The following is a 26,275-nucleotide window of genomic DNA, read 5'->3' as shown; positions in this document are numbered from 1 at the left end:
TTGTATTAGCATTAAAAACCAAAGATACCTGCCCCTTTTTTCACAGTGTTCAGTGCTTACTTAAACTTTTAGGTTTTCAATCGATTAGCAGGGCAACTTAATTAGCTTGCTGGTCGATTTATAACAATTCGAGCCAGTGAAGAATAAATCACAGATTAAGCTAAATAATTACTCCCCCCCTCTTTTTGCTTCCCATCAAAAATTACCTATCAAACAAACGCCCAAGTTGCATAACAAATAAACATATGCGAATATTTACATATGTGTTTTTTCATATATATAAAAACTATGGATCCACTTCAATTTTACAAATGCCTAGCAGACGATACCCGTTTGCATATCTTATTGTTATTAACGCAGGTTGAAAAAGCGTGTGTTTGCGACTTTATAAGCGCACTTGAGTTAGATCAGCCAAAAATATCACGTCATCTAGCATCTCTAAGAAAATGCGGTTTGTTAAGGGATGAACGACAGGGAAAATGGGTTTACTACCAAATACACAATGAACTGCCTGATTGGGCAAAGCAGGTACTTACTCTCAGTGCAGCTAATAATAAACCCTATTTTCAAAATACATTAACTCGCCTTAAGTCCGCTCAAACGGACGCGAACACTTGCAAGTAGTCAGGAGCATATTATGGGATTATTTGAACGCTATTTATCAGTTTGGGTAGCACTGGCAATTGTCATCGGAATTGCTGCAGGTAGCTTTCTACCTGATCTATTTACTGTGATAGCTAGTTTAGAATTTGCACATGTGAACATTGTGATTGCGGTACTCATTTGGCTAATGATTTACCCTATGATGGTGCAAGTCGATTTTTCAGCGATTAAAGACGTCGGCAAAAAGCCAAAAGGCCTAGTGTTAACATTAATCGTAAACTGGCTTATTAAACCGTTTAGCATGGCGTTTCTTGGTTGGTTATTTTTTAAAATATTTTTTGTCAGTTGGGTAGACCCACAAACCGCTAATGAATATATCGCCGGTATGATTTTGCTCGGTGTTGCACCGTGCACAGCAATGGTATTTGTTTGGAGCCAACTAACTAAAGGCGATGCCAATTACACTTTGGTACAAGTATCAGTAAATGATTTGATTATGATATTTGCTTTTGCCCCACTCGCTGGATTTTTACTCGGCGTGACGGATGTTACCGTCCCTTGGGATACGCTTGTTTTATCAGTATTGCTGTATGTTGTTATTCCCTTACTCGCGGGCGTTTTTACCCGTAAATTACTAGACAAGAAAGACAACCACATTCAGCTCAATCACTTTATTAGTAAGCTAAAGCCTTGGTCAATTATGGGGCTACTTTCCACCGTGGTATTGCTGTTTGGTTTTCAATCGCAAACCATTTTAGGCAACCCAGTGGCAATTGTATTAATTGCAATTCCCTTATTGCTCCAAACGTATGGGATCTTTGCATTTGCCTATTTACTCGCGAAAAAAATGAAATTACCCCACAACGTGGCAGCTCCCGCTTGCATGATTGGCACCTCAAACTTTTTCGAACTTGCCGTGGCTGTGGCTATTTCCTTATTTGGCCTGCATTCAGGTGCAGCATTAGCAACTGTCGTTGGCGTATTGGTAGAAGTGCCTGTAATGCTGTCTTTGGTTGCATTTGCCAATAAAACCCGGCATTGGTTTAAGGAGTAACTATGATTGTTATTCATCACAACCCCGAGTGTGGTACATCGCGAAATGTGCTGCGTTTTATTCGAGAATCTGGCTATACCCCTGTGGTGATTGAATATTTAAAAGAAGGCTGGACACGGCCACAGCTTTTAGCACTGTTAGCGGCAACAGGGTTAACCCCTCGCCAATTACTACGTGAAACCAAGTCGCCAGCCAAGGCGCTGGGACTGCTAGAGGATGGTGTATCTGATCAACACATTCTAGAACATATGCTAAAGCACCCCATTTTAGTTAACAGGCCAATCGTTGCGACAAAAAATGGCGTGAAGCTATGTCGCCCTAGTGAAACTGTGTTTGATTTACTTGATCGGCTACCTAAAGGACCGTTAACCAAAGAAGATGGTGAACTTGTAATAGACAAAAACGGTAAGCGAGTGACGCTCATAGACACATAATCGTTTCGTGTAAAGCATCTAATTTATTGTCTAATTAGTTTGTTTTTAAGTAACGGATAGCCATATATTACTCATTTATCTGGATACCAAAACGAGCTTTCTAGATCATCACGGTGTATTAGAAATAATTAAAAAATAGTAAAAATAAAAACCTAGCAATCGCTAGGTTCTTAGTCTTAAGCCGTTAAACAGTATATACGGGTTAATAGCTGCTGTGGCGGTGTGTTCTTCGCATCATTTAAATATTCTTCAAACGGTGGAAAGTCCTTAAGTTGGAAATTACTTTGAGGCAAATATTCACCAAACAGCCAATCATAAGGCTTTTCTAGTTCAGGGTAGTCGCCTTCAAATAATAGTGAAACAGCTTGGGATGAGGGTATATTTAACAGTTCAAACTGATGCTCTTCAGGTAGTTGAGTTACATCAACTGAGATACATGCCTTCGCGCTGAGTTTACCTTGTTCAACCGTTTTTGGATCATCATAATAAATGCCAAAAAAGCGTGTATTTTCATTAATAAGACCGAGCTTACTCGCCATCACAGACAGCTTTTCAAACGCTTGGCCTATTTTCATGTAGTCACCCTTGTGCTCAACGCCAATTAAGCTCATGGCAGGCACAGTGTGTTGTTCAACTTGATACATAATGGTGTACTCCTTGTTAGATTTGGGATAGAGCAGGGTTACCCTTTCTTCAACGCGCGTTATTCGGTATTGATGGGGTGTTTCACCATAGTGTTTACTAAACGCACGGTTAAATGCTTCAACACTGCCATAACCAACCTGTTTCGCAATTTGTTGCTGGGTTAAGTTGCTCCGCAATAAAAGCGCCGCAGCCTTCAATAACCTCATTCTCCGCACTGTTACATTGATCGTTTCACCTGCAAATTCACGGTAAATACGATGAAAGTGATAATTCGACATACAGGCAACATCCGCTAGGGCATTGACGTCCAATTCTCCATCGACATGTTCATAGATATAGTCAATGACATTAAGCAACCGATGCTCATACTGATTTTTAGTTACGTGTTTATGCTTCATTATTTTCACTTTAAGTGCGTTGATTCAGTTAACTGACTGCGACAAACAAAGAGTACTTGATGTTAAATTGATAATGTTTGCGAACTTTAAGATTCACTCGATAAGACTACAGCCCATTGTTTTAGCCTCTAAACATAAAACAAAATGCGCTTTTCGTCTTGTACAGTTCAAGATTGGGTTCTATTGATTGCAATCTTCGTCAAATTTCAGATGCGTTAGGTTCAGTAATAAGCTGTTTTCTATATGCACTTGGTGTATTCCCAACGTGCTTTTTAAATGCTTGATTAAACGTGGAGCGAGAATTAAACCCTACTTCAAATGCAACCTCTAAAATAGTGTGTTCAGATTGCTCAATAGATTTGCATGCCGCTTTAATTCGCCAACTGTTAATAAAATCATAAAAGCCGATATTCATGGCTGTGTTTAGCACTTGAGAAATCCTAATTTCAGCTATTCCAGTTAAATCAGACAGTTTCCTTAAGGTAAGGTTAGGATCCTTGTAAAAGCCATCAGCCATGGCTGCGTTCAGTTTGTTTTTGATTCGTTCAATATCGCTTTCTTGCATTGGCGAGTTTTGATATTTCCCTTGCTGTTTATCAGCACAAAATAGCGCTCGCTCTGACTCAACTTCACTTTTGTAGATAGGGCCTTGAGTGATTGATAGTACGCCAACGATCACAAGCCAAAACAGCTCAAAAGTTAAGAATAAGATATTATGCCATCCTTCTTCTGAGAGCCGCTCGGGTAAAAATATGCGGATCGTTGATACAGCGAACGCAATACACAAGGCGATAATTGACCAGCGGATCCATGATAAATCGCGATTATCGATATTAGAAAAATAACTTTTTATAGTATTGAGATGTTGAGCTAACAACTTAACGATGGCGATAACGTAGCAAAGCGAAAACGGCAATAACAACAATAAAACAATGGTTGGCCCTAAAGTTGTTAAACCTAAATGCTCTAACGTACCTGATGGAGCAGATAAGCGGGCGAGTTTAATATCGCTATCGAGCACAAAATAAGGTATACACACCAAGAAACTTAAGATAAACCCAATACCATGCTTTACATTTGCCAATAAACGGTTGTTATAACTAGGATCTGTTAACCCTTTTACATACAGATAAAAACTAGGAGCGATTAAATATAAAATAGGCAGATATGCGTTGGTTAATATGGGTGCTACTTGCCATACACCAAAATGCCAAAACCATTCATCAAGAATATTTGCGATGTTCGCACCATAAAATAGTCCCAAATAACGGACTGATGTCACCCGTTCTTTAAGCCACAAATGCGCAAGAATGAATAGACATACGCCAAAAGATGCACCTACAAGCAAAATTTGAATAGCACTTTCCAGTTTTAATTCCACGTAAATTTCCTTGGGCACATACAAAATCGCAATAAGTAAGTTTATTTAATGTGTACTAATCAGCTTAGACGGACGAAAAAAACAAACAAAATCATAGTATCAAGGTTCTTATGGACAATAAATGAGCGTGACTATGCAAATTTTAAAAACATTAATACTAAGTGGCGTACTCGCATTGGCAGGATGCGATAATCGCCCTAATTTTCCAACATCATCAACCTTTAATATTGCAGAACATTCGGGGGTGTGGCAGTCGCAAGGATATGGCTATCTAATGAAAATTGATGCCAACGGAATGCAACTCTTTGATACAACACGAGTAGGTTGCGTGCAAAAAGCGATGAGCAGTGCCGATATCGCATCTCATATGGCCGTATTCCATACGATAACAGATGAACATATTTGGGTGAGTGAAACTCCAAATTCGACACGCTATTATTTTAATCGGTTACCCAATAAGGATGCGAAAAGCGTCATCGATAAGTGTTTAACGTCACCCAATCACAACCCTACTGACAATTTTATTTACTTTACTCAAACCATGTCAGAACACTATGCCTTTTTTGAGACATACCAGCAGGACTGGCCAAAAATTGTCGAACAGTACGAGTCGAAAGTGAACGACGATATGTCACAAACTGAACTGTTTAATCTCTTTTCAAATATGATAAAGAAATTAGACGATGCTCATGTGTTTTTATCTGCACGTATAAACGATACGTCAAAGCGATTTCAGCCGAATGAATCCCGTATTCTGCGCCCAGCATTATCGCGCGCGTTCAAAGAACAAAATGAAATTAAGGACGAACGCACCTTCCGTTTACATTGGTATGAGTATTACAAACACCAAGTGCGCACCGCTATCTTAAACGAAAGTGCCAACGATATAGGTAAATTCATTATTTGGGGTATGACTGACAATATTGGCTACATCAATCTTCAACGCATGCAGAACTTTTCACAAAGTGGCTCTATTCAAGATGATGTGTTGGCAATCCAGCAAGCTATGGATACCATTATGGCAACACTCGCTACCAGCGACGCGATTATTTTTGATATTACTGCCAATGGTGGTGGACATGATGAAGTTGGCTTAGCCATTGCGCAATACTTCAATGCGAAGCAGCGATTGGCATATTCGAAAACCGCGTTAGGAGGCCCTACCGTGCCGCAAAAATTCTATGTAAACAAAGCAAATGAGCCACCATATATTAAGCCTGTGTATTTAGTAACAAGCGACCATACCGTTAGTGCGGCTGAAACCTTTACCATGGCGATGAGAGCAATTCCTAACGTGATTCATGTTGGTGATACAACACGAGGAAATCACTCCGATGTATTAGATAAAACACTGCTAAATGGCTGGCATTTAGGCCTATCTAATGAAACATATCAAGAAAGTGACGGCAAAATATCTGAAGGTATTGGGCTCAAACCAGCGCAGTCATACCCCATTTTTTCAAACGACAATATATTTGAAAGCCATTCAATTGCTATAAACACCTTAGTTAGAGACGTTAAAGCAAAATTGTAAGCAAGGAGTTTGAGCCAACCGCTTTATCAACCTCAGTAGTTAAATTGGCGTTAAGTTTAATCAAATGCATAGATAAATTACCGGTGATTACTTAAAAGCAGTGACTAGTTGGAGAAATACGGCTAGTCACTTTTATTATTACAATCATGAAATTAAAGGAGGGTAACTCTGTTTAAATTAAAGGTGAGTTAATACTTTTTTCATAGTGTAAAAAAACCTCATGATTGCGCATCCTAAAATTGCCACAAAAATTAGCTATCGCCCACTAAGTTTTGTAAGTGTTTCTGGATACCTTCTACACACACTGCAACGTTAAGTGGTTGGTTTTTACCAAAAGGATGAATTGCAAAAACCGGGTTGCTAGGCAATTTAAGGTTTGAGTCTACCGGTACTAATTCACTATCAAATCGCGACAAATAAAAATCTGGAACAATCCCAATACCCGCACCGGCTTTAATTAATGCCACACACGCGTAAAATGAGTTCGTGGTGCATTGCGCCTCAGTAGAGAAAAGTTGTTCAGAGCCATCTGGCCTCGTAAACATGTGTTTTATGCTGTTCCCCTGCCAAACATTTGCAATGTAGGGCAATGTATCGATGTTTTTCTGCGCAACCCCCGCTGCACCACACAATACATCATTAAACGACCCAATGCGTTTTTGCGTCAAGTTACTGTCTGCAGATCTGCCAACTCTAATCGCCAAATCAATATCGTTTGCCATAAAATCAAGCTGTTCATCCGCGCTTATCAGTTCTGGTTTTAACCCTGGATAGTCTTTCATTAGCTTTGCAATCACTGGCGTTACTAACGTTTCCATTAAGGCATTTGGCGCAGTAATGCGAATACGCCCTTTTGGCTGAGCTAAATAAGCTTGCGCTTGCTCCCATGCATTATCCGCAATCGAGTTAATTGTTTTACACTTGGTGTAAAAACGCTCCCCCGCATCTGTCAGTGACAACCTACGTGTTGTGCGCTTGAGTAAAACAACTCCCAGCGATTGTTCCAGTTGTTTCAAGTTTTGGCTTATCACTGATTTCGATAAGTTGAGTTGTTCACCAGCTGCCGATATCGATCCTGCCTCAACAATATGGGCAAAAATCATCATTTGCTTAAGTCGATTCATATTTATTGTTCTGTATAGAAAAACAGTTATTTCTATTATATCTGTTTTTTAGCGCTTAGTAGCTCGTTAATCTAGCTACTCATTACTAACTAAGAGACAACAAGATGACTGAACAACAGATTTTAAACGCCTGTAAAGATGGTATTACGGCATGGCAAAACGCATTTAACAACCAAGACGCAGCTGGCTGTGCTGCACAATACAGTGAACATGCCATTATGCATGCTCGCCCTTTCGGTACGTTTAAAGGCTCTACAGAAATTGAATCTTTCTGGCAAGGGATCATTGAACAAGGATTTAAAGACGTTGAATACACAGATGTTGCATGGTCAAAGTTCGATGATAAGAGTTTTATTCTCAGCTCAAAATGGACAATGAATAAAGCGTATGGTGTTGTACATCGCGAATTATGGCGCGTTGAAGAAGACGGCAAAGCGCGCTTAATTGACGACGAATTTGAAGTGCAAGGTGAACGTTAATTACAAAACATGTTGTGTTTTAGATTAAGCACAATTCAAAACGCTAAGTTATTAACATTTAGGAAAAAGGTTAACGCGTAAAGCGATAACCTTTTTCAAAATGGCTGGCGTTACAAACCACAGTATCAGATCTCGTCTGAACTAATTCAATTTAGCATAAAAGAATTAACGCGCTTCTAAAATTTTCTGTGTATGATCAATCCATTGGAAAGCTGGCACGCTCGCATCAATGTAAAAGTCGGGTTGAATGCCTTTACTGTCTATCGCCATCTCTGGAATTCTAAAACTCTTTGATAGGCTGTAATAGAGTGTAAAGTGTTTACTGGGCGACTGAACTTGGTACATATTGGAAATATCTAAAACGCCACGGGTTGTTACACCAAACAATTTCACTTTCTTGCTTTGCTTAGCTGCCAATAAAAATTGCTCTGCCGTGCTTCCATTGCGATTATCAATTAATACACCAACATTATTAGGCAGTGGATGCACACGATCGAATGTTTCAACAGTGATCGTATCGTCTTCCAAATTAACAAATTCACCTAACCGGTTTTCTAACTTGTTATAACTCTCCTTTGCCCATTCTTTGTCTTCGTCGCTAAAGTTATCATCTTGCATAAACTGCAGCATTCGCGAGTTATTAAGTGTTGTAGACAAAAACTCTAGGCCGATAGTGCGGATAGGGTTGGTATAAATAATTGGCAATATCTCTTCATAGCTAACATCACTACCACCGCCGTTACCACGTATATCGATAATCAAATTTTCTGTCTGCAAAATGGTATCTAAGTTATCTTTGATAACCTTATCAATCTCTTTTTTAAAACTATGATCAAATGACGGAATTCTAAGCAATGCAGTTTTATTTGATAACACCTCAAATAGTGGTTTGCGCGCCGCAATAAGCTTCACATATTGAGTAACTGATGGTGCGCTCGCAGTTTTTTCATTCTGGCGTGACAACGTTAACCAATTTTTCCCTATCACTAAATGGTTTTTATCTAGGTTACTTACCGAATCGATAGAACGAAAGGAGTGATCTGACATGTAGTAGCTCACTGTATGTGTGCCGTTGCCGCTATCATGAATTGTGAATTTAATTTGCCCTTTTTTCCAACTTTCATTGCTCGACTCAATAACGTAAGCGTTATAGTCCGAACCTTCTTTTTTCAACGCTAGTTTATAGCCTGAAAATGCCCAAATCCCCTCCCAGTCTTCTGTTTGTTTGGTATCAAGATACTGGCTAAAAGCTAATTCATTAAACTCATGAATTTTAGACGTTTTGTTTTGTACTTCTTCACCATCGGTATTAATCCCAATGTGAATATGGCCATCTCGAAAAAATGACAACCAGCCCTTTAGATATTGATGACATTCAGTTGCTGAACCACTGTTTTTAACGGCGCTAAGGTATGCAGCATTGTGGCTTTTATAGCTGCTTTCACCTTTTGTAGAAACAGCATATTCAAATCCAGCATCATTATTTTCAAACGTGGTTTTGAGCCACTCAAACTCGGTTTTACAGTCAAACGGGTTTGCAGTCGCGGTAAATGGCAAAAGAAGTGTAAAAAACGCAATTTTTTTCATTAATATTCAAGTCCTTATTATTATAATTTTTGTGACTTTGACAGTCCATTGAGTAGGCAGACTACCTAATTTAAAACGCCTGTTCAAATAGAAAAAATAAGGCAAAAACAAAAAGCTAGCCCAACGACTAGCTTTTAGTGAGAGAAGTTTAAAAAATTAACGACTCTGATTGCTACTGATTGAGAGAGTGTCTTCGTTATTCCCCGTTAGTAAGGATACGTTACCATTTATTTTACGGTGCCTTAATCCATGATGCTTGTGAAGCGCCGGTAATCAGCTTTTGTAATTCGCTTCCATCACGGTTCATTTTGTATATGTCGGAAAATTGATTTGGCACCTCAGACGTAAATATAATTTCTTTACCATCTGAAGACCAAGATGGGTTCCAATCGTCAACATTGTTATAGGTCAGTCGTTTTTGGTTCGTGCCATCTATGTTCATAGAATAAATTTCTCTATTACCATCTCTATTAGACATAAACACAATTTTTTGTTCATTAGGTGAAAGATCTGGATACCAATTTTCGGCGTCATTATTAGTTAACTGGACCAAGTTAGAGCCGTCTGCGTTGGCGATGTAAATAGCGCTAGTTTTATCCTGAGTGAAAAATAATATTCTATTGTTAGAGATTAATTTAGGCCCTAAGCCTCGAAGCGATTTTAATTGTTGTGTTTTCGAACCATCCGCAGCAGCAATCCAAATTTCATTTTGCCACTCACCTTGCTCATTTTTGTATTCTCGAGCAAAAGTAATATTTTGACTATCGGCAGACCAAGATGGAGCGCTATCCCAAACGCTTGGCGTATTTGTAATTCGGCGAATGTCTGAGCCATCAAGATTAACGATATGGATAGACCAAGTTTTGTTATTATCGTATTTGCCATAAAAAGCCATTTTTGTTCCATCTGGAGAAACCGAAGGGTAGCCTTCTACTTTGATAAAATTGGTCACTTGCTTAGCGTAGTTACCATCTGCATCGGCAAAATGAATGTGACGTTCGTCATTGACTTTGTATGAGAAAGCGATGGAATAAGTTGGTTCTTGCGAAGGAGTGTTTAGTTGACACCCTGATAACAAGGCAATCGATGTTAAAAGTACACTTCCTAAAATCGCTATCCGTTTCATGTAATAATCCTTAAGCTAATACTAATTTTTTACACCAAATATCAATACGATAAACTTAATGAGACATAAACCATAAGAAATAAATGTAACATAATGCTTAAAAGCTCTATTCCACTCAAAAATCAATAGATAAAGATTGAAATTAACTTTGTTCAAAAAATATCTCAATAAAGCAACCACCTTAGTTCTTTGCAACTTAATAACGCCGCACAGAGAATGGTTCAATTTTTTCTTTTTGTAACAAATAAATAACAGCACCTTGCATATCAAAACACAAACAGTTATTGATAAAAAAAGGAGTATTAAAACATGAAGTCTTTAAAAATCTCATTCGCCCTTGTCGCAATTGCTAGTCTGGCATCTATTTATACTTATATTCGTTATCTTGAACACTACACATCTCCCTATCTAGATGTAGTGATTAACTCTCACGTTTTGGGCGAGAGTAGAAAAATTTTTATCCGCTTACCCGATAAATATAATGCGCAAAAAAGTTATCCCCTTGTTATTAAAACCGATGGCAATTTTAATTTAGACAGATGGGCTGAAACAGTTGCCAAGCATGATGACGCTATCGTTCTGGCAATACCAAATCAATTTTGGACAGATACACGAAATCGCGACTTGGTTCCGCCATTTGCGAGAAAAGACGTCAATATTAACGCGCGCCCAACTAATCAAACGGCAAGAGAGCTGTTTGGCCGTGCAGATACGTTTTTAGCCTTTATTGAAACCGAGTTGCTGCCCTACATAGAAAGTCGTTACAAAATATCAGACGACCGTTCACTCAGCGGTTATTCTGCAGGTGGCAGTTTTGTCTTGTACACCATGATCACTCAACCCTCGCTATTTAATGCATATTTTGCGTTTAGCCCAGCAGCGTGGTACGACGACTCAGTGGTTGTAAAAGAATTTAAGAAGAACCTAGTTAAACTTGAAGGTGCTCCTAAGTTTTTTTATTTAAGCTTAGGAGCAAAAGAACCGTCTATTATTACAGGCTCGTTTAAAGGACTGTTAGCAGCGCTCGACGAAAATGCACCTAACAACTTGGTTTGGGCCCATCAATTCACAGAAGGTGCTGATCATGGTACCAACCCCTACATGTCTATACCCACAGCCGTAAATGAGTATTCAGCTTTCAAACAAAAGCTTTAGTCACCACCTTAAACAAGGCCTGCTCAATGGGGAGAGATCTAAACTATCCCCCATTGATTTAAATTGATCATAACGCAATTAGGTCTAAGTAAGTTCCTTTATCGCCTTATCAAACCAGTAGTTAAAACTGTAGATTCACCTTATTAAGTAATACCAATCACAATATCAATACACATTATTGCTCACCCATTACTTTATGACACTGTCCTGATTGAATTGTCTACTCTATAAAAAATCTCAGCTAATTTTTAAATTTTTAGTGTGTTCTATAACCTAAGCTTCGCTGTGAATGGTTATTAAACAAGCAGAGGGAATTATGGATAGTTGCTTTAATTTTATAGCGCTTATTGAGGAATACCAGAAACTTAAAGGCATAGCGCATTTGAATTGGGAGGCTGGAAACAGCTTCTCTCTCAGTAATGAAGAGTTTGAAATTAACATTGGGTTTGATGAGCAATCTCAAACTATTCTTCTCGTTAGCTACGTAGGTGTAATTAACTCAAGTAATAAAGAAGACACCTACTTAAGGCTGCTGTTAGAGAACTATGCAAATCGCTCGGGTAGTAATGCTTTTTGGGGATTCTATTCCACTGACGAAGCCACACTCACAATCAAAAAAGCAGCTCATCACACAGACCAATATGTGTTTTCACAGTGGGTCGAGCAATTATGTTTAGACACTCACAAGGCACGCCAGCTTTTGAAAGAGTTAGCCGAGTCAAATGCGCACACTAATCATACAGATTTGAGCAAAACCTATACACAGAATCAATTTATCACACCTTAATTTATCGGTTTCGCAACAAGTACGTTATACGCTTTTATAACTGCATGCCATTAGCTAACTAAGTGAAGCACATAACGAGATAACTAACAGCCCTACACAAGGAAGATACTATGACGTTTGAACTAACAGCATTTAGAAATATCGCACAAAATAAAGGCCTAAAAGACACTGCTAACCTGATAGACAATCATGGCGGGAAGTTCGGAGATATTTCAGCATTAGGGTCGGGAACAACGCCGTTACGTGCCGAGTTTGTAAAATCATTAGATCAATCAGGCATGATGAAAGGTTTGAGCCAAGAACAGCAAACAACCTTAAAAAATAGCGCATCCCCTCTCACCGTAGGTGAAGTAAGAGCAGTCTTTGAGTCATCTTCTATTGATATTCGAGGTAACGACAAAGTCGCTGCAGCAAAAGAAAGTACTATTGCTCGCCAAGGATTGGTAGGTATGGGAAGTACAGCCTTTGAAGCCGTCAAAGAACACATAAGCGGCCAGTTAGACCGTATTATCGATATGGAAAACAAACTTAATAGTTACAGAGAGCATAAGGCAGCAGGGACCTTAAGTACCTCAGAGTTAACACCTGAACAACAAGAAGTATTGGAAGCAATAGATGAGCTATACACCGAAACACCTATCGAAAAAGCATTAGCGCACAGAAAGGCAAGACTTCTCGATAAAATTGACACTAACAAGATAAATATTGCAGGGATATTTGGTGATTCATATGACGACATGAAAACCCGCCTTGACGCTTTTACCAATTTTTACCTGATTTCAACCGATGCGCATAGTAAGGAACGCTATGATTCAGCCCGTGAAAATGATGTCTTCACAGATAGAGGAAGAGGAGACAACATAGCAAGGCGTGATCGCGCCCCAAGTGCAAAAGACAAAAACTCAGGAATTTCTGCCCAAGAGCATCGCCGTGAGTCACAAGAAAACGTGTTTGCGAAGTCAACTTTTCATGCCAAAGGCAAACTGACAGCCCAAGATGTCGATGCGAGCAATACAGTAAAAGCTTTTCGAGAAAACGGTGCGCCATTTATTGGTGGTGTCTCAGGTTCGCTTCTGTCAGAAATATTAGACATAGAATTTGCAGCTGATGGTAAAGAACCCAAAGTTGCAGATAGTGACGGCATTAGTGACGATGAGCTAGCCAAACGTGAGCTATTGCTCGGCGTTAAAAGCATGGAGCTTATTGCTTTGGGCCATCATAGCTTGTCTGAGTGTTTAATTGCAGCACAAACACTTGGCTATTTCCAACACATCGAAAGCCCGCTGAAAGATTATCCAAAAGCTGTCTCTCAATTTGAACAATTTATGAATGACGCTTTAAAAGATAAACCTGAGGCAGCCCCTGAAGTAGCAATGGTTGCCGCAGAACAAGCTGCGCCTTTGGGCGACATAGCTGATGACGCTGCAGCACCAATTATTGATGAAGTTGCTGTAGCAGCAAATAATGGTAACGAGCCAGCGGTGGCTGTCGCCGCCGTAGAGCCCAAAAAATAGGTGAAAGGGGTTCTGCTCTTGTAAAAGAAAAAAAGTCACCCATTAATTAGCCGATGCAAAATCCTAAACATAGAAAAACACCCAAACTAAACCAAATTAGAATGGGTGTTTTTGGAATTTCCTAATGGGTAAACCGTTGATGATTTTTTAGTGTATTGATTTAAAAATAAATATGCTTGGCTTGATAGTCAATAACCAATTTTCCGCCTTTGAAATCTGCAAGGCCCATTAGTATTACAGGCTTATTTTCATAGCCGAGTTTTTTAAATACTGGCATATCAGAAACCGTTGTTTTAGCGCTAGTTACGGTATGTTCACCAATATTAAAACTTACCTCACCTAACTTTTGTTTTTGTATTGCTTTGCCATGAAGGCCCTTAAGATCTTCTTTGTCTTTTTTCTCAACGTCAAGCTTTGCCAATAAGTGAGAGTTAATGATGTTTATCGGTGCACCTGTATCTAACACCGCATCAACATTGTGGCCATTAAACTCAACGTTAAACTTAATAAATTCTTCATCAAGCCAAAACGCTTGCGATTTTAAACCATGCGTAACTTGCTCTGAACAGGTTTGTGCGTAAAAAGTCACTTCACTTTTAACAAAGTCTAAAACGGTGCAGTGTTTTTCTAAAAATCCATACCCTAAAATACCCGGCACTTTACCTTGTGCGGTTTTAAGCACGGTTAAATCTTGTGTGATGTAAGGTAAATCCATCACCGCAGTATGACCAACACGCGTTTTATTTACATTCGCTTGCGTGAGAGTCATTTTGCTTGTTGCACTGGTCACTTCTTCTTTTTCGAGTGCGCTTTCTGGCAATGCCAACTCATTTAATAGGCTAATTGAAATAACTCCTGAAGTAGCTGCGGTATCCAAAACCATAGGTACTGTGTCGGCATTATTTAACTGAGCATCCACCATAACATGGCCATATTGTGTGAACTGCATTGGCATTGTAACCGGTTTAGTGTTCTCTTGATTTGCATTAGTTGAGAAACTCATAATACCAACAACTACTGTACTTAAAATTGCTTTCATAAATCACCTGCTTTGTTGTTTTTTGTTTTGTTAGGTGTACTTTAAAAAGCAATTGTTAAGCAATTATCAAGATTTTTTAAAAAGCCTTAATGAAAACTTTGCGCCTTTATTTGGTTCACTTACTACCGTCAATGTTGCACTTAAGAGCTCCGCAAGTTGCTTACAAATAGGCAACCCGAGGCCTAAGCTATTGGTATCGTTACGCGACGTTTGTACTCGGTAAAAGCGCTCAAAGATATTGTCTAATTGAGTTTGCGACATCCCCTCACCATGGTCTTCTACGGCAATATCAACATACGTGTCACAAGCGTTTAGACTTACTGCAATAAACTGTCCAGCTGAGCCGTATTTAAACGCATTATCAAGTAAGTTCACCAATATTTGCCTAAGTCTTTTAGCATCGGTGACTAACCTAGTGTTTGGTGCTAAATCTGATGTAAACACAATGCCAAGCGAACTTGCCTGAAGCTGATATTTAGCCATTAAATCAGTAATAAGCTGTGTAATATTAACCTCGTCAAATTGTAAGGTTAGCTGATTTGATTCGGTCAGCGATAACAGGCTTAAGTCATCAATTAACTGACTCAGTGATTCAACCTCTTTACCAAGTACGCTTAGCTGCTCAGGCTCCATCGGTAATATTCCGTCTTCCATCGCTTCAATGCGAGAACGAATGGCATTGAGCGGTGTACGTAGTTCATGAGAAAGATCTGAATTCATTTGTCGATATTGCTGATGTAACCCTTGCAACCAGGCAGCAAGGCGGTTGAAACTGGCTAGGATTTCACCTACCTCATCGTGTTTGGTTACTTCAATACGGGTGTCTAAATTGCCATTTTCAATATCTTTAAAGCTGTGTTTAAGGTGTTTTAGCGGCTTTAAAAAGTACCACGCGCCCAACCAAGACAAAAGTGCAGCAAGCAGAGATAAGCCAAGCAAACTCAGCATAAATTCATCGGCCAAGCGCGACATCAACAAAGACTCTTGATGCTTTCGCTCCAGCGTGTTTTTGGGTAACCAAAATAATGCATATTCACCCGTTTGGTCATTCAGTAGCAACTGTTCTTGGCTGAATTGAATTAATAATGGAGACTGATTGAGCGGCGCTATTTTAAACTGATGGCCGTGCTCCACAGCAATATAGGTAATCCGCAAATCGGTCGCACTTTCTGATGGCAAAATAACGCGCTCATTTTGCACCAAAATAAATAACTGCTCAGTAAAGACATGAGATAGTGCTGTATATTGTTGCTGAACAGAAAAGTTGCGTGGTAACGAAGTAATCTGCGCTTCCACGTTATCATCATCCAGTAACTCAGTGGTCATTTGCACAACACTTTTTTGGTTAAACTCGACAAATGCATTACTTGCTGTGTATACACTTAACAAGTAATAAATTCCCAATAATACAAAAGTGCAACTAGCAACTAAGATCGTAAATTTGGTACGTAATTTCATTGTTTTTTAGCCGCGACAAACTGATAACCTTGACCATAGTGTGTGGCAATATAGGTTGGATCTTTTTTACTATCACCCAACTTTTTACGTAAGTTGGCTAAATGGGTATCGACTGCTCTATCGGTGATATCGCTGCGCCCTTGCCACACGAGATCAATCAATTGTTCGCGCGAGATAATACGCTTTGCATGAGTGACTAAACTAACCAAAATGGCAAACTCAACAGCGGTAAGTTTTAAATGATCGCCAGCCAGTTTTACCAATTTGGCATCGACATCAATTTCTAACTGGCCGAATAACCATACTTGGTGCGCTCCTGTATGCTTATAACTGCGTTTAAGTAATGCTTGAACACGTGATACCACTTCTCTTGGGCTGTAGGGTTTACACACATAATCATCAGCGCCTAAGTCAAAGCCGTGAATGCGGTCGCTTTCAGTTACCTTTGCCGTCACCATAATGCTGGGAATGTCTTTTTTGGTCGCATTTTTTAATAAAGAGAAGCCATCTCCTCCTGGCATCATAACGTCGAAAATAGCTAACTGAAACGCCAAATTATCGAGCGCCCGCTGAGCATCGACTGCATTATCAAAGTGACTAACTCGGTAACCTTGCTTTTCAAGATAAAGGGTTAAAATTTGTGCACTGGCGACATCATCTTCAACGTATAAAATATTAATGGCACTACTCATTGCATTCCTTATGCAGATCACATATCACTTCAAAAGCAACAAACTACAACAGCCAAGTAACTATTGCAAAATCAACGCGCACTAAACCTGCATTTAATAAAGCGTTCTTCACTCAAATCCAAATTGATTTTATGCTTACAAAATGAAATAAGATAGGGTTAACGGATCACCCATTGGCATGCCAGAAAGGTTAATAAATTAGGTGACTTTTTCTTCAATGCACAATTCTAGACCGGACTTCGTGTTTTTAACTTGCCCCCTCATTTGACCCCATTGATTTTCGTTCATTTACAATAAAGTAATAAAAATAGCTCCAAGTAGTTTGTTTTTATTAGATAATTTGCGCGCTATTAAGCAAATTAATTGGATATAAAAACAAACGATATGGAGAGATTAGTGAAATCTTTTAAAATTCCCGCTTCGGCCGTGGCTTTAGGTTTAATGCTTACGCTTACCGGATGTAAAACAACTTACAAGGTAGATCAAAATTTAGTTCAGCAGTTTAAAACTGAACAACCAAAAGAAGATCAAACTTACGTTTACATGATTAGAGGGAGCAATTTTCAAGGAGGCGCTCGTGGCGCATGGATTGCAGTAAATGATAAAGTTGTGGCTGATCTTTCAAATGGCTCGCATACACTCTTGAAGTTGGATTCGGGAATCAATTCACTTCACCTAGTACAAGGACTAGCCGGATTTGGTTATGCGAAGATTGATAACCGACCCGGTGAAACCGTATTCATGTCAATTGACTACTCGACAGGAAAAACAACTGAGATTGACTACGATTTAGGTGCATCAATGGTAATGAGCACTAAGTATAAAGCCGAACTTGAAAGTCCAAGAAAAAATGATGCATATGACAATTTGCTCGCAAACCCTTCACTACTTGGTTTTGATATCATGCAAGATGGCAAAAACCCTATGAAGCCAGACGACGAACATGCTGTAATTAATTTTTTCCGCATGGAAAAACTGATAGGCAGTGTTCCATTTGATATATGGGATGAAGATGGTTTTGTTGCAAGTACGCGAGTGGGACAATATTTTCAAGTTAAAGTCAAACCGGGTAAGCATAAATATATTGCCCTTTCAGAACGTTATTCAGTACTTGAAGCAAATGTAGAAGCTGGCAAAGAGTATTTTGTAGAGTTTGATGTTGATATGGGCTGGAACCAAGCACATGTACAAATTTTACCTTTAGATGCTGAAGAAGACAAAAAAACCATCTCTAAATGGCAAAATAAAGCAAGATTAAAAGTGGTTAATCAAGACGTTTTAAACAGTAATGAATTTAAAACCCGTGTTGAAATGGCAAAAACCTACTTAGCACCAAAATTCAAAGCTGCGAATTCAAAAGAACTAGCGCAACGAGTGATGAATCCGGAAAACGGTAGGTTATAAACTGTCAATATAAAAGCTAGATAGTGTTATCTAGCTTTTAAAAAAAGCGCTTTACGCAACGAAATAAACTGAATCTAAACCGAAAACCAACAACTATGACCCCATTGATTTGCTCGCTGTATACCTGTTAATTCTGATATTTTGATCAGTTGTTGTACTGCTAGCCCTTCAATCCACGTATCAGTAGACGCAATAAGGCTAACGCTTTCAGTAATTTTTGGACGGATGTGCCCATAATACCAACTCCTTAAAATAGGATTTAAAACGAAAAACGTATTGGCAAGTCAAGTGACTGGGGGCGTAGCTTTATCAGAAAGCTAAAGAATTATTGGATGGACAAGACCTGCAAAGGATAAAGATGTATTTGTCATGATTTTTACTCCTTTACAGTTAGTTGATGATTAATTAAGCGGCCGCATAATTATCAAACAATAATCACAAAGCAATAAATAATTGATAAATATTTATACTTCTGCGTTAATAACCACTATGAAATGGACTAAATTAAAACATCTTTCAGAACAAAGGATTGCTTCATCTATCCGCCCTAGGTTTGCTATTAACTGTGCGGTATATGGTGCCTGTTTATGCGGGCATGCTTGGACCACTCTTGATAAAAAAGTTGTTGCCAATTTTTGCATCCGAGTATTTTGGAACATTCCTAGAATGTTTGATGAGTCCAACAAAAAGTGGGTTTCCAAAGATCCTGAACTAACCAATAGAATAGCTTCTGCGAATAGTGACGAACTAAGTAATTACGGAGAGCTTAGTCGTCAAGATGCATATGAAGCATGTTGGGAGTTTGTTCATGACTTAAGGAGTGAACAGGCCTTAAACTCAGAAGACTCTCTTATTCAAACATTAGCAGTTATTGATAAGAGAAGGCTTAAAGAAATTGAAGCAGAAAACCTGCACCCTTTCGCTAAAAAACTGCTACTAGAGCGGTGTATTGCCGAAAACGTCGAAACAAAATTAAAAGAAAAACATGAATGAATTAATTAAATGCTCCTGTTGCGACAAGATGCTGCTAGCAAACCAAATGGAACTGACTTTTGGTTTACCTGACGAAATTTTTGCATTACCTGAAGAAGAAAAGGAAGTCAGAGCCGAAGGAAGCACGGATCTATACGTATTGGATGGAAATCGATTTTTCGTGAGAGGATTAATTCCTCTGCCTGTTAAAAATCAAGAAGACTATTGTTTAGGCGCTTGGGCTGAAGTTTCTGAAAAAGACTTCGAAAGAATAGAAGAATTATGGGATGTAGATGTTCCAGTAGAAGAGCCTCGCATTGACGCAATCCTCGCAAACGCGTTTCCATACACCATATCTAACGGCCTTATTGAATTAGAGATTCAACTTCAAGACAGTAAATCTCGCCCCATGTTTTATATAACATCACATGGCTGCACTCTATTTGACGAGCAATCAAATGGAATTCCTGCTCATAGAGCATTTGAATACACGAGCTATACGAACAAAAATAGGTTTTCAGTCATTGAAGAAGATGAGCTTGAGTCCTCATCATGCAGCTGTTGTGAGAGTGAAATTAAGCTGTTCTGCGGTCGAGTTGAGAACCAACTTGGCGATGTGGAAGCAGATTATTGGATTCGCATACCAACAGGACACCCAAACAAGTTCACCGTTGCCATATCAATTGATAAAAATGATTATCCTCGCGTTGCTGTTTTATATGGAGAGAATGGTGATGAAGGCCTTACTTATTGGATTCAAGAAATTGAGAACTCCCCTTGGGAGGACTTTGGTGACTATGGAAAAGTGATAGGTCGTGACAAAGTTTTAGCAGATCAATATAGAGCTTTTTTCTTCGATGTGGTCGATCAAATTGCGGCACAAGACACAAGGTTGAAAACTCAAATTGGTCGAAATATAGAGGATTTAAATTAGATGCCATTCACGCCAATACATATGGGACCGGGGGTATTAATAAAGTCGCTATTACGAGGCAGCTTCAGTTTAATGGTGTTTGGCTGGACCCAAATTGTAATGGATATACAACCGTTAATCGTGTTGATAACGGGTGAAGGACATTTGCATGGTTTTACCCATACCTATCTTGGCGCAATATTAATTGCTCTTTTTGCAGCATTGTCAGGAAAGTATTTATCAGAGCTTGGCCTAAAAATACTGAGGATTACGGAGAATGACGCATCAATATCAATCACCTGGGGGGTTGTATTACTTAGTGCATTTATCGGTAGTTTCAGCCACGTACTACTAGACAGCATTATGCATGCAGACGTTGAACCTTTTTTTCCCTTCACTCTGAACAACCAGTTTTTAGGAATAATCTCAGTGTCTGTATTACACAAAGTATGTTTATATAGTGGCTTAGTCGGCGCTGTTATTTATTATGGAATTAATTGGAAGTTAAAGAAGACGATTAACCATTAGTTTTCAATAAGGGAATTAGTAAAAGATGGATTTATCAACTTACCTAAATATGGTGATCGGTAGCTTTTGGTACCTGATCCCTCTATTTATATTTGTTGCAATCATAAAATCAGCCTGGTTCAAATGCGTATTTGGTGAATGGCAAGTTAACCAGCTAATCAAATTTTTTCTCGACAAAAACGAATATCACTTAATTAAAGATGTCACCCTACCGACCGAAAATGGCACCACACAGATAGACCATATTATCGTTTCCAAATTTGGTATCTTTGTCGTTGAAACTAAGAACATGAAAGGTTGGATTTTTGGTGGCGATAATCAAAAGCAGTGGACACAAAAGATCTACAAGCATACATCGAAGTTTCAAAACCCGTTGCATCAAAATTATAAACATGTCAAAACGTTAGAAGCTTGTCTCACCACAAAGAAAGAGTGCGTTTTTTCCGTCATTATCTTCATTGGTGATAGTACCTTTAAAACAAAAATGCCTGATAACGTAGCCTTTGCTCGTGGTGGTATTGAATATATTAAAAGTAAGAAAGAAATTGTTTTTACCAACGATGAAGTAGCCAATATTGTTGATCAGATTGAAAGTGGCCGCTTGGAGCGTGGATTCAAGACAAATCGACAACATGTTAAGCATGTAAAAGCGATTGTTGAACAAAAACCTGATACTAAACCATGTAAAAAATGCGGTGCTGAAATGGTGTTACGAAAAGCCACTAAAGGTAAAAATGCAGGTAATGAATTTTGGGGATGTAGTAGCTTCCCTAAGTGCCGCAATATTTTGAAAATCAGTTAGTAAAGTATAGATTTAAGGAAAATAATCAAGCTATTAATTGTATAGTAATCTCTAATTATTCGATGCTGTCAAAATACAAGAAATATAATCGCTAAGAGTGAATTTGATGCCTTTTCTAAAACTACAGTGGTTAAATACTGATCTGGCATTTATGGGCAGTCCCTAAAGCTATTTGGGTAGTTATTAAAAAAGGAATTATTAAAACATGCTGGGCTGAATAATAAAGAAACCCACTTTAATTATTGCTCAGTTGACCGAGCAACTAGAAACACTCCAACAAATGGCACTGCGATTTCATTGCCGAAAATTGAAAGTTTGCAGCGTGTTAATATTAATAAATATGGATTTCATGTAAAAATCTTATCGAGAGATAATATCCTCCCCATAAACCTTTACCTTTTTGGTGAGCATTTTTGTTTACGATGTTGATTGAATTTCGCGATTAATTAAGCAAGTAATTTGCTAGCATTCGCTACATTCGGTCGTCGTTTCTTTTCTAAGGGGGATCATGGGGTCATGGGGGATCATGGGGTCAGGTCTTGCTTTGTGCAACAGCTCGGCTAACTGTGGAGTAATGCACACCAAAATAATTAGCTATTTCTAAAAAGCGAAGGGGTCAGATCTTGCATTGTGCAACAGCTCGGCTAACTGCCCCCAACAATTACCACACTGGTTGCTTTTAAACTTTTAATCTCGATTATAAACTCACCTGTAGCCCCATACATATTGTGTACGCCACCTCCTTTGACGTATTATTCACGTTTTTATCAAATCAAATATACCATATTAAATTTAAAAGGATTTTTTGTGAACAAAACACTCTCTCGCAAGCTAGTTGCATTTGCTCTCTCTTCATTTCTCATAGGTTGTGGCGGTGGCTCCGATAGTAAAAAAGATTCAACTCCTGCTGTCGTAAACGATGCTCCAACTATCTCAGCGTTTTCTCCTGTCGAAGTATACGAACGACAAACGGTTACAGTTACACCTGATGCAAGTGATAATGACGGTAGTATCACGCAGTATTTGTGGCAGCAAACTTCAGGCACAGACATTGTTCAATTTGCTGCAAATGAATCAGAATTACGTTTTGTTGCACCCGACTTACAACAAGATGAAATAGTTACATTTGAATTAACTGTTACCGACAATGATTCAGCAACGGCTAAACAGATAGTTGAAATTACACTAAAAGCGTATCAAAACATTGAAGACCATCTTATTGATAACGCAGGCTTAAACATGTGTATCTCTCAATACGAGAACGCGGACTTAGGCATAGAATCTTTAGAGTGTATAAGCGAATCAATCGAAAGTTTAAAGGGCATTGAACTATTTACGCGATTGGAGAAAATAAACATACAAAGCAACAAGCTAAGTAATATCAGCTGGTTAACTGAATTAAATAACATAAAGGATTTGCAGCTCACACATGCGACAATTGATAATATTAGTAAAGACATAAAAAAAATTAGCTCGTTACAATCACTGTCTCTAAATAGTGCTCCATATACCTATAGCAAAATAGATGCAGACGATATTGCGCAGCTGACTTCACTCACTTCGTTAAGTTTAAATAATTTCGAAATAACTAACTCGGATGAGTTTCATAGATTAGCCAACATTGAAAGCCTTTCACTTACCGATCTAAACTTAACTTCTCTTAGTTTCTTAGTGGACTGGACTAAACTAACAAGCCTGAATGTTTCACATAATTTAAGGCTCTCTGACTTAAGCGCACTTATAAACCAAACTCAATTACTTAAGCTAGATGTGTCTGAAACCGCATTGTCTGATTTTAATCCGATTTCCAAACTTGTAAATTTAAAGCACTTAACACTAAACAGAGCCAATTCAGGCGTACTTGATATCAAAACGCTAGAACCTCTAAAACAGCTAGAAACGCTTGAAATCAATAATCTAAGAATTGAGTCGTTAAATAGTTTAGAAGCTTTAACCCAATTGACCTACCTTAGTGTAGCTTCTTCTAATTTAAGCAACATATCGTTCTTGTCCAAGTTAACTGAAATAAAAGAGTTAGATATAAGTGGTAACGCCCGCCTATCTGATATTAGCCATTTAATTCACTTATCAAAACTCCAAGTTTTAAGGGCTAGCAATAACCAAAACTTAGACGATTTATCACCTTTAGCCGAAGTAACGAGTTTAAAAGAGCTAGAACTAAGCAAATTGTATTATTCGTATGGTAGAGGAATAATTGATATATCACCTTTGAAGAATTTATCATCTTTGGAAAGATTAGACTTAAATAGTAATAGGTTAGAAAATATAGACACGTTATCATACCTAACAAATTTAAAAGAGCTTAATGTATCCTCAGCACAGCTCGATACTTTATTTAATTTTAGTCAACTTCAATCCATTGAAAAGCTTGATGCTAGTGCAAGTGGTTTAACATCAATTGACGAGCTAAACACGGTTGTTAGCCCTTATTTAGAAGAGATAAACCTGACAGGCAACGCTATTGCTGACATTAACGGAATTAAAAATTTAGTAACGCTAAAAAGGTTAGATTTATCAGCCAACGATGTTGAAGACATTAGCCCTATTTCAGAATTGACTGAACTCGAAGTTTTGTCTTTATCTGAAAATCCAATTAAAAATATTGACGCTTTAGATAACCTCACAAACCTAAAAACTTTATCACTACGTGGGCTCACTGAAGTCACAAACATTGATAGCTTATTTAAATTAACAGCATTAAAAACTTTAGAACTTCATGATTCTTATAACATTTTATGTGAGGATATTGCGCGCTTAAAGCTTGAACTTAAAGAAACTAATATTTTAAGTTATAACAACTGTTTATCTAGCCCCGCCGATTTGAATTTAATTGAGGATGTAAACTTATTACATTGTATAACTGTAGGAAAGACAATCGTTGATATTAACGACATTACTTATTTGACTTGTTACGATAACGATATAAGCTCACTGAAAGGCTTAGAGCAATTTGTTAACATAACTGAGCTCAACTTAACTAAAAATAAAGTAACAAACATAAGTCCCTTATCAAGCCTAACATCATTAGAACACCTGAATCTAAATGACAATCAGGGCATAACAGACTTATCTCCTCTAGCAGACCTAACCAATATTTTCGCATTAAGGCTCGCAAATACCGGAGTCTCTGACATTAGTCCCCTATCAGGATTAACGGCTATGAAAATGCTTTTCCTATCACAAAACAACATACTTGATGCATCTCCTCTTATTCCATTAAATAGACTAGGAGCATTGTATCTCAGCGGCAATAACGCTTTAGATTGCTCTACATTAAAAGAAGTTAAAGAACTTGATTCACTTTATCATCTAACTATTCCAGAACATTGTCAGTAATTACTACTAGCAAAACGAAAGGAACATCTTCTAGTCAGCACCTGTTAACTATGCTAACAGGTGCTGACCGGAGGCTGTTATTGCTGTATCTATTAATATTCTATTAATCACGTGAGTTATCGAGTGATATATAGTTATTCTCGAGTATTATCGAGGACACCCACTTTAAATTTTAACTTCGTCATTTTTTTACCCAAATTTGTATGTTCAATTGCATAACATTTCTTTCTTAATGGGTGGCCAAATTAACTATGCCACTACAATGTTAGAAGGTTGAAATACAAATCAACGACTCAGCCCCCATTGACTAGCTGATTTAAAACATCGTATTTGAATGAGCCATTTGAGCAGGTATCTCTTGAATAACATCCCAATGCTCAACGATTTGACCGTCTTTCACGCGGAATAAGTCATAGAATGCCTGAGGCTTTCCATTCCAGCGCCCTTCACTTTGGGTCAATACAAAATTACCTTCGCCAAAAATTCGGTGAACTTTATGGTACTCAAACATATTGTTTTGAGATGCGAGGTAGGCAAGCGCTTCATTCAAACCATCTAAACCGTCTTTAACCATCGGATTGTGTTGGTCATACTGCTTTGCGCTGATGTATTCGGTAATTTTTTGCGGCGCTTTACCGAAGAAAACATCTTGCATAAAGTTAGCAATAAGCTTTTTATTGGCCTCAGTTTTATCAATATCTTCAACCTTTGTTGGCCCATCAAACTGTGACCTACCACTAGCAGTTTCTTTAACAATTGGCGCAATCGCATCCCAATGCTCGGCAACTTGTCCATTTTGCATGCGCCAGATATCAAAAGTGACCACTTCTTTAGCACCAAACGCTTCTGCGTTATTGTAGGTGTTGTGCATAATGATAAATTCACCATCTTGTAACAGGCGATGGTTTGTATAAGTCGTGCCCGCCTCTTTTAATTTAGGTAAAAAGCCTAACACCGGTGCTAACCCCGTGGGAACATGCGGATTATGTTGAATATAATCTTCTCGGAAGTACTTTTTAACGTCTGCTGCATTGTAATCTTTAAAAAATGCGTCTTGTGCTTTAATTGCTATTACTTTCATTGAACTACCTTGGTTTAACGGTTCTAACGGCGTTGAATTGGCGCTCACACTACTCAATATTGACATAGAGGTGATAATTGCAGCCAAGAACTTACTAGTTGAATGTTTGATTTTCATGATTTGCCTTAACGTGATGGCTTGTGATTTCGTGAATTTATAATAATAACTAACCAATCATTTGATTAGATGCTATTAATTGATTACTTTA

The 26,275-nt window shown here is 38.3% G+C and carries 23 protein-coding genes; 14 read left to right on the top strand and 9 right to left on the bottom strand.

The window, feature by feature from the left end; genetic code table 11:
* The first annotated feature begins 288 nt into the window (after positions 1 to 288).
* Genes ACHSBP_RS19635 through ACHSBP_RS19625 form a run of 3 tightly spaced genes read left to right on the top strand, consistent with a single transcriptional unit; the run spans position 289 to position 2,091 of the window.
* On the top strand, positions 289 to 624 hold the full coding sequence (locus ACHSBP_RS19635; RefSeq protein ID WP_395390220.1) for a metalloregulator ArsR/SmtB family transcription factor: 336 nt from the start codon (positions 289 to 291) through the stop codon (positions 622 to 624).
* A 13-nt stretch (positions 625 to 637) separates the two neighbouring features.
* Positions 638 to 1,657 (top strand): ACR3 family arsenite efflux transporter, encoded by a 1,020-nt coding sequence (gene arsB, locus ACHSBP_RS19630; RefSeq protein WP_395390219.1) that lies wholly within the window; start codon positions 638 to 640, stop codon positions 1,655 to 1,657.
* Positions 1,658 to 1,659: 2 nt separating this feature from the next.
* Positions 1,660 to 2,091, top strand: coding sequence for an arsenate reductase family protein (locus ACHSBP_RS19625; protein ID WP_395390218.1), 432 nt, complete (start codon positions 1,660 to 1,662; stop codon positions 2,089 to 2,091).
* Positions 2,092 to 2,267: 176 nt separating this feature from the next.
* On the opposite strand, the gene ACHSBP_RS19620 is transcribed toward ACHSBP_RS19625, so the two are convergent.
* Both ACHSBP_RS19620 and ACHSBP_RS19615 read right to left on the bottom strand, forming a co-directional pair.
* Positions 2,268 to 3,134 carry a GyrI-like domain-containing protein gene (locus ACHSBP_RS19620; RefSeq protein WP_395390217.1) on the bottom strand — a complete coding sequence of 289 codons (867 nt, stop codon included), beginning with the start codon at positions 3,132 to 3,134 and terminating at the stop codon, positions 2,268 to 2,270.
* A 199-nt stretch (positions 3,135 to 3,333) separates the two neighbouring features.
* A complete protein-coding gene (locus ACHSBP_RS19615; RefSeq protein ID WP_395390216.1) occupies positions 3,334 to 4,515 on the bottom strand; it encodes a helix-turn-helix transcriptional regulator in 1,182 nt (393 codons plus the stop codon).
* Positions 4,516 to 4,648: 133 nt separating this feature from the next.
* Here ACHSBP_RS19615 and ACHSBP_RS19610 point away from each other — a divergent pair, with 133 nt between their 5' ends.
* Positions 4,649 to 6,049 (top strand): S41 family peptidase, encoded by a 1,401-nt coding sequence (locus ACHSBP_RS19610; protein WP_395390215.1) that lies wholly within the window; start codon positions 4,649 to 4,651, stop codon positions 6,047 to 6,049.
* A 251-nt stretch (positions 6,050 to 6,300) separates the two neighbouring features.
* On the opposite strand, the gene ACHSBP_RS19605 is transcribed toward ACHSBP_RS19610, so the two are convergent.
* Positions 6,301 to 7,173 (bottom strand): LysR family transcriptional regulator, encoded by an 873-nt coding sequence (locus tag ACHSBP_RS19605; protein WP_395390214.1) that lies wholly within the window; start codon positions 7,171 to 7,173, stop codon positions 6,301 to 6,303.
* Between the two features lie 104 nt (positions 7,174 to 7,277).
* On the opposite strand from ACHSBP_RS19605, the gene ACHSBP_RS19600 reads away from it, so the two are divergent.
* On the top strand, positions 7,278 to 7,652 hold the full coding sequence (locus tag ACHSBP_RS19600) for a nuclear transport factor 2 family protein (protein ID WP_395390213.1): 375 nt from the start codon (positions 7,278 to 7,280) through the stop codon (positions 7,650 to 7,652).
* A 165-nt stretch (positions 7,653 to 7,817) separates the two neighbouring features.
* Here the strand turns inward: ACHSBP_RS19600 and ACHSBP_RS19595 are convergent, their stop codons facing one another.
* On the bottom strand, positions 7,818 to 9,239 hold the full coding sequence (locus tag ACHSBP_RS19595) for a S41 family peptidase (protein WP_010558704.1): 1,422 nt from the start codon (positions 9,237 to 9,239) through the stop codon (positions 7,818 to 7,820).
* A gap of 232 nt (positions 9,240 to 9,471) precedes the next feature.
* Positions 9,472 to 10,365: a DUF5050 domain-containing protein gene (locus tag ACHSBP_RS19590; protein ID WP_010558703.1), complete on the bottom strand. Its 894-nt coding sequence runs from the start codon at positions 10,363 to 10,365 to the stop codon at positions 9,472 to 9,474.
* A gap of 309 nt (positions 10,366 to 10,674) precedes the next feature.
* Between ACHSBP_RS19590 and ACHSBP_RS19585 the strand changes: the two genes are divergently transcribed.
* From ACHSBP_RS19585 to ACHSBP_RS19575, 3 genes are all read left to right on the top strand, one after another.
* Entirely contained in the window at positions 10,675 to 11,520 is an 846-nt protein-coding gene (locus ACHSBP_RS19585) for an alpha/beta hydrolase (RefSeq protein WP_010558702.1), read from the top strand.
* A gap of 289 nt (positions 11,521 to 11,809) precedes the next feature.
* The gene (locus tag ACHSBP_RS19580; RefSeq protein ID WP_010558701.1) at positions 11,810 to 12,307 is read left to right on the top strand and encodes a type III secretion system chaperone; all 498 of its coding nucleotides are present in this window, start codon (positions 11,810 to 11,812) and stop codon (positions 12,305 to 12,307) included.
* A gap of 110 nt (positions 12,308 to 12,417) precedes the next feature.
* A complete protein-coding gene (locus tag ACHSBP_RS19575; protein WP_010558700.1) occupies positions 12,418 to 13,821 on the top strand; it encodes a hypothetical protein in 1,404 nt (467 codons plus the stop codon).
* A gap of 160 nt (positions 13,822 to 13,981) precedes the next feature.
* Here ACHSBP_RS19575 and ACHSBP_RS19570 read toward each other — a convergent pair whose 3' ends face one another.
* The 3 genes from ACHSBP_RS19570 to ACHSBP_RS19560 form a co-directional block, all read right to left on the bottom strand.
* Positions 13,982 to 14,860 (bottom strand): aspartyl protease family protein, encoded by an 879-nt coding sequence (locus tag ACHSBP_RS19570; RefSeq protein WP_395390212.1) that lies wholly within the window; start codon positions 14,858 to 14,860, stop codon positions 13,982 to 13,984.
* 66 nt (positions 14,861 to 14,926) lie between these two features.
* Positions 14,927 to 16,249 (bottom strand): ATP-binding protein, encoded by a 1,323-nt coding sequence (locus ACHSBP_RS19565; RefSeq protein ID WP_395390211.1) that lies wholly within the window; start codon positions 16,247 to 16,249, stop codon positions 14,927 to 14,929.
* 65 nt (positions 16,250 to 16,314) lie between these two features.
* Positions 16,315 to 17,010 carry a response regulator transcription factor gene (locus tag ACHSBP_RS19560; RefSeq protein WP_395390210.1) on the bottom strand — a complete coding sequence of 232 codons (696 nt, stop codon included), beginning with the start codon at positions 17,008 to 17,010 and terminating at the stop codon, positions 16,315 to 16,317.
* 396 nt (positions 17,011 to 17,406) lie between these two features.
* Here ACHSBP_RS19560 and ACHSBP_RS19555 point away from each other — a divergent pair, with 396 nt between their 5' ends.
* The 6 genes from ACHSBP_RS19555 to ACHSBP_RS19530 all read left to right on the top strand — a co-directional run bounded on the left by ACHSBP_RS19555 (position 17,407) and on the right by ACHSBP_RS19530 (position 24,986).
* The gene (locus ACHSBP_RS19555) at positions 17,407 to 18,414 is read left to right on the top strand and encodes a hypothetical protein (protein ID WP_395390209.1); all 1,008 of its coding nucleotides are present in this window, start codon (positions 17,407 to 17,409) and stop codon (positions 18,412 to 18,414) included.
* A 489-nt stretch (positions 18,415 to 18,903) separates the two neighbouring features.
* Positions 18,904 to 19,407, top strand: a complete 504-nt coding sequence (locus tag ACHSBP_RS19550) for a hypothetical protein (protein ID WP_395390208.1) — start codon at positions 18,904 to 18,906, stop codon at positions 19,405 to 19,407.
* A complete protein-coding gene (locus ACHSBP_RS19545) occupies positions 19,400 to 20,320 on the top strand; it encodes a DUF2199 domain-containing protein (RefSeq protein WP_395390207.1) in 921 nt (306 codons plus the stop codon). Before ACHSBP_RS19550 ends, ACHSBP_RS19545 begins: the two co-directional genes overlap by 8 nt.
* 21 nt (positions 20,321 to 20,341) lie before the next feature.
* Positions 20,342 to 20,827, top strand: a complete 486-nt coding sequence (locus ACHSBP_RS19540) for a metal-dependent hydrolase (RefSeq protein WP_395390206.1) — start codon at positions 20,342 to 20,344, stop codon at positions 20,825 to 20,827.
* 25 nt (positions 20,828 to 20,852) lie between these two features.
* Entirely contained in the window at positions 20,853 to 21,629 is a 777-nt protein-coding gene (locus tag ACHSBP_RS19535) for an NERD domain-containing protein (RefSeq protein WP_395390205.1), read from the top strand.
* 807 nt (positions 21,630 to 22,436) lie between these two features.
* A complete protein-coding gene (locus ACHSBP_RS19530) occupies positions 22,437 to 24,986 on the top strand; it encodes a leucine-rich repeat domain-containing protein (protein WP_395390204.1) in 2,550 nt (849 codons plus the stop codon).
* A 316-nt stretch (positions 24,987 to 25,302) separates the two neighbouring features.
* On the opposite strand, the gene ACHSBP_RS19525 is transcribed toward ACHSBP_RS19530, so the two are convergent.
* Positions 25,303 to 26,184 (bottom strand): nuclear transport factor 2 family protein, encoded by an 882-nt coding sequence (locus ACHSBP_RS19525; protein WP_395390203.1) that lies wholly within the window; start codon positions 26,182 to 26,184, stop codon positions 25,303 to 25,305.
* Between the last annotated feature and the right edge of the window lie 91 nt (positions 26,185 to 26,275).

Origin of the sequence: Pseudoalteromonas sp. XMcav1-K, assembly GCF_044005875.1 — a bacterium.
Taxonomy (GTDB): domain Bacteria; phylum Pseudomonadota; class Gammaproteobacteria; order Enterobacterales; family Alteromonadaceae; genus Pseudoalteromonas; species Pseudoalteromonas spongiae.
This window is presented reverse-complemented; position numbering and strand designations above follow the sequence as displayed.